Source organism: Streptomyces sp. NPDC019890 (genome assembly GCF_044903445.1).
In the GTDB taxonomy this organism is placed as follows: domain Bacteria; phylum Actinomycetota; class Actinomycetes; order Streptomycetales; family Streptomycetaceae; genus Streptomyces.
In genome coordinates, this window is the sequence record NZ_JBJDQK010000053.1 from 1 (window position 1) to 3980 (window position 3980).

4 protein-coding genes are annotated in these 3980 nt (G+C 68.6%); 1 reads left to right on the forward strand and 3 read right to left on the reverse strand.

Annotated features, from left to right (window positions below; translation table 11 throughout):
• Window positions 1-150: 150 nt before the first annotated feature.
• The 3 genes from ACI2LP_RS33905 to ACI2LP_RS33915 all read right to left on the reverse strand — a co-directional run bounded on the left by ACI2LP_RS33905 (window position 151) and on the right by ACI2LP_RS33915 (window position 3108).
• A complete protein-coding gene (locus ACI2LP_RS33905; RefSeq protein WP_404728381.1) occupies window positions 151-1392 on the reverse strand; it encodes an MFS transporter in 1242 nt (413 codons plus the stop codon).
• Window positions 1393-1604: 212 nt separating this feature from the next.
• The gene (locus tag ACI2LP_RS33910) at window positions 1605-2891 is read right to left on the reverse strand and encodes a pyridoxal phosphate-dependent aminotransferase (RefSeq protein WP_404728382.1); all 1287 of its coding nucleotides are present in this window, start codon (window positions 2889-2891) and stop codon (window positions 1605-1607) included.
• A gap of 91 nt (window positions 2892-2982) precedes the next feature.
• Window positions 2983-3108, reverse strand: a complete 126-nt coding sequence (locus ACI2LP_RS33915; protein WP_404728383.1) for a hypothetical protein — start codon at window positions 3106-3108, stop codon at window positions 2983-2985.
• 306 nt (window positions 3109-3414) lie between these two features.
• Between ACI2LP_RS33915 and ACI2LP_RS33920 the strand changes: the two genes are divergently transcribed.
• Window positions 3415-3980, forward strand: a 566-nt coding sequence (locus ACI2LP_RS33920) for an arylmalonate decarboxylase (RefSeq protein WP_404728384.1), incomplete at its 3' end; no start/stop codon positions are given.

The window sequence follows — 3980 nt, forward strand, 5'->3', positions numbered from 1 at the left end:
CACCGGTATGCCGTGGCCCGCGTACCGCCGGCCCTGGTACTCGCACTCGAAGATGATGGACATGGCTGTCAGGGTCTCCTCAGTATGTGTCGGGCATGTCGGTCGGAGCAGGAAGTCGGCGGTCGAGGAATGTCGTGACGCGGAGCGTCGTCAACTCGTGCCGGCTGCACGCTTGGTGGGGAAGCCGTGTGCGCGGGCCGCAAGCACGATGACAAGGACCGGGACCAGGAGAACCAGCACCGTCCAGGGGAAGGCATCGGCCCCGACGGCCTCCAGGAGCAGGCCCCCGGCGATGCCTCCGCCGGCCATCGCGACGTTCCACAGGGTCACCAGCATGGCCTGGGCGGCGTCGGCCGCCTCTCCTCCGGCCTGACCGGCGGCGGTCTGCATCAGGGTGGGCACCCCGCCCCAGCCCAGCCCCCACAGGGCGGCGGCGACGTAGACCAGCGCATGGCTGCCGGAGAAGGCGCCCATGACTGCGACGGCGACGCCGACCAACAGGGTGCTGGCGATGGTCAGGGTGCGCAGGTAGCTGTTGATGAAGGCGCCGACGACCCAGATGCTGATCAGGCAGGCGATGCCGAAGACCAGCAGGGCCGCGTCCACCTGGCCGCCCATGCCGATGTGGTCGAGGAACGAGGCGATGTAGGCGTAGAGGAGAGTGTGGGCCAGGACGAAGACCAGGGTGACGATCAGCACCGGTGTGACGCCCGGCACGTGCAGGGTCCTGCGCATGGGGATCTTGCCCTCGGCCTTCTGACCGGGGTAGTCGGGGGCGACCGCCGTGATCCAGACGAGCAGCACCACGGTCAGGGCAGTCATGGCGAGGAAGGCGGCCTGCCAGGACACCACCTGGCCCAGGAAGGTGCCGACCGGGACTCCCAGGGACAGGGCGACGGGGATTCCGGCCATGGCGATCGCGATGGCGCGGCCTTCCTGGTGGGGGGCGACCATCCGGCGGGCGTAGCCGACCAGCAGGGCCCAGGCCAGTCCGGCGGCGACGCCGGCGATGAACCGGGCGACCAGGGTGAGCGAGTAGTCCGCCGAAAGGGCGGTGACGGTGTTGGCGACGGCGAAGCCGGCCATGACAGTCAGCAGCAGACGCTTGCGGCTCCACCCGGCGGTGGCCGCGGTCAGGGGGATGGTCGTGAGCACCGTCCCCAGCGCGTAGATGGTCACCGTCTGCCCGGTGGCCGACTCGCTGGTGTGCAGGCTGGAGCTCATGGCGGGCAGCAGTCCGGCGGGCAGGGTCTCGGTGAGACTGGTGATGAACACCGCGACGGCCAACGCGAGCAGTGCCGGCATCGGCATTTTCCGGTCTGCGGCTGACGTGGTGTCAGATGCGTGGGGTGACGGGGTGGCGGTGCCGGTGGACGGCTCGGCGCTGGTCATGATGGGATGCTGATCCTTTGATGTTGAGGGTCGAGCCCGACGTGGATGAGGGCGTGTGCCATGCGGATCGGAGCGCTTCCGCAGCGCACGGGAAGCTCGTTGGCCCTGCCTCGTTGCTGCAAGGCGGTTTCCGAGCCGTCGACTGCGATGAAGGCCTCCGCGGGCTGTCCGCCGGCCACGGACATGAGCAAGGCCTCCTGGGACGGCAGGGATCAGGACTGCGGGGCGCGGGCGCCGGTGAGGTCGGCCAGGGCGGTGCCGATCTGCTCCAGGTTCTTCCGGATCCACGGCAGTTCGAGTGGGTCCGGTGCCCCGAGCGCGGCGGTGCGCTGCTCGTCGTCCTCGCCGTAGAGGCGGCTGGTCGCGGCCCGGATCCGCAAGGGGTTGCCGGACTCTCCGAAGGCACTGGCCGGGAGGACTCCGATGCCGTGGCGCTCGCTGAGGAACCCGGCCAGGTCCTCCCCGCTGTTCACGTCGTGAGCCCGTGCCAGGTGGTCGCGTAGGGGCCCGAAGTCCGGGTAGAGATAGCAAGTCGCGCGAACCGGTGCGAGGCTCGCCCCCGCGCCGGTGATGTGGTCGGCGACCGCACGCACCACGATCTCGTGCAGTCTGCGGCTGGCCGCGACGTGCTCCGTGATCTCCGGTGGCTCGCCGAACGCGTACGTGGCCGCGGCCTGCACGGGCGCAGGCGGAGTGGACCAGATCTGGCTGGCGACAGAGACGAGGCGGCTGTGCAGGGAACGCCCCATATGGCTGTCGGGGAGCCTGGCCACTCCGGTGCGCCAGCCCCCGACAGCCAGGTTCTTGGTGAGCCCGGTGGTGACGACGGTGCGCTCCGGGGCGTGCAGGGCCGGGGACTCGGCAGGCTCCGAGGTGTCGTAGACGAGGTCGCAGTAGATCTCGTCGGAGACGATGACGAGGTCGAGTTCCCGGGCTGCGGCCGCGAGGCGTCGCACCGTGTCGGGTGAGGCGACGGTTCCGGTCGGGTTGTCCGGCAGCGTCACCACCACGCACCGAGGTTCCTGGCCGGCTGCGCGCGCCGCGGCGACAGCCGCGCGCAGCCGCTCCGGGTCGGGCACTCCGCCCTGGCCCGGAGCGATCGCTACGGGGATGGGGCGTGCCCCCACGAGCCGGGCCTGTGCAACGTAGCTGACCCAGCTGGGTACGGGCACGATCACGTCCCCGCCGATGGCGAGCAGCAGCGCGAACAGCAGGGGCTTGCTGCCCGGCCCGGCCACGACGAGACCGGGATCGCTGTCGAGACCGCGCCGCCCCCAATATCCGGCGGCCGAGGCGCGCAGTGCGTGGCTGCCGGGCACGGGGCCGTAGGCGTTCTCATCCGCTGCGGCGGCGAGCCGTCGGCGCAGCGCGGGAAGCACGGGCAGACCTATCTCCCCGCTGGCCATCGGCAGGACCTGTTCCCCGGCTCGGCGCCTGCGGGCCAGGGCCTCGTCGGCAGCCAGGGTCGCCGACATGGGAATGGACGGGGCATTGGACATGCCGGGGCTCCAACAGTGATGAGGTGAGGGACAGTTGGTCAGCTGCCGCGGCGCACCGGCGCCGCGGCTCTGCCTTCCGGACCGGGATCTTTCACTGGCTCCAGTCGCGCAGCTGGACCTCGACCATCGCCAGGTTCGGCTCGCCGTCCTTGATGTCCTCGACGCGGAGGGTGAGCATGCACTCAGGGCGGGCGCCGGTGAGGGTGGCGCTGGACATGGGTCGGCTCCGTTCTTCGGGATGGGTGCCAGGGACGTCGTGGTGCCGCGGTTCCGGGGGTCGGGCCGCCTGGAAGCATTTCGTTCAATTCATGCCGTCAGCATGACCTGCGAGTCGCACTCACCGGGATTGAGCGAGGACTGATCACCACTTTCCACCGAACTGCTGGGAATGGCAAACGCTGTCCTGTTAAATATCTGTAGTGGATTGTCAAGGAGTGTCAAGACCGAAAGGATTTGCATGGTGGAATGTCAAGTAGAGAGGATTGCGGCCATCGGTGTCACAGGCAGCCACTAATGTGCCGCCATGGACATTTTTCCGCTGCCCCGCCTCGGGCTCGTCGTTCCCCCGGAAAACCCGCTCGCAGAGCCGGAGTTCAATCGTCTGATCGGCTCCGAACTGAATGTTTACACCACCCGTTTCCCGCTGACTCCTGGAATGGGAGTAAAGGAAACGATGGAGAGGTACAACGAAGTACTTCCCGATACTCTCGCCACGTTCGGCCAAATGCATCTGGACGCGGCCGTCGTGGCGTGCAACGCTTCGCACTATCTTCTTAACCCCGACGGCGACCGTGCCTTCGTCGCCGAGTTGTCGGAACGCTTCGGCTTCCCCGTGCAGTCGTCGACGCAGGCGATACTCGCCCTGTGCGAAGCACTCGGAATAACCCGCCTGACGCTCGTCTCTCCCTACTGGGACTGGCTTACGGAAACGTCGCGCGACTTCTGGGAGCAAGCCGGCCTGACGGTCGACCGTGTCGTCCTCGCCCCGGCTGTGCCGGATCCGGCAGGCGACGACCACCGGTTCGATCCGTACAAGGTGACGACCAAGACGCTCCTCGAGCGCATACGGGAGGCCCGCCTCCCCGACGA

Excerpts from the sequence above, each read along its gene's own strand:
- ACI2LP_RS33905 (WP_404728381.1), bottom strand. The coding sequence starts at position 1,392 with ATGACCAGCGCCGAGCCGTCCACCGGCACCGCCACCCCGTCACCCCAC.
- ACI2LP_RS33915 (WP_404728383.1), bottom strand. The coding sequence starts at position 3,108 with ATGTCCAGCGCCACCCTCACCGGCGCCCGCCCTGAGTGCATGCTCACC.
- ACI2LP_RS33910 (WP_404728382.1), bottom strand. The coding sequence starts at position 2,891 with ATGTCCAATGCCCCGTCCATTCCCATGTCGGCGACCCTGGCTGCCGAC.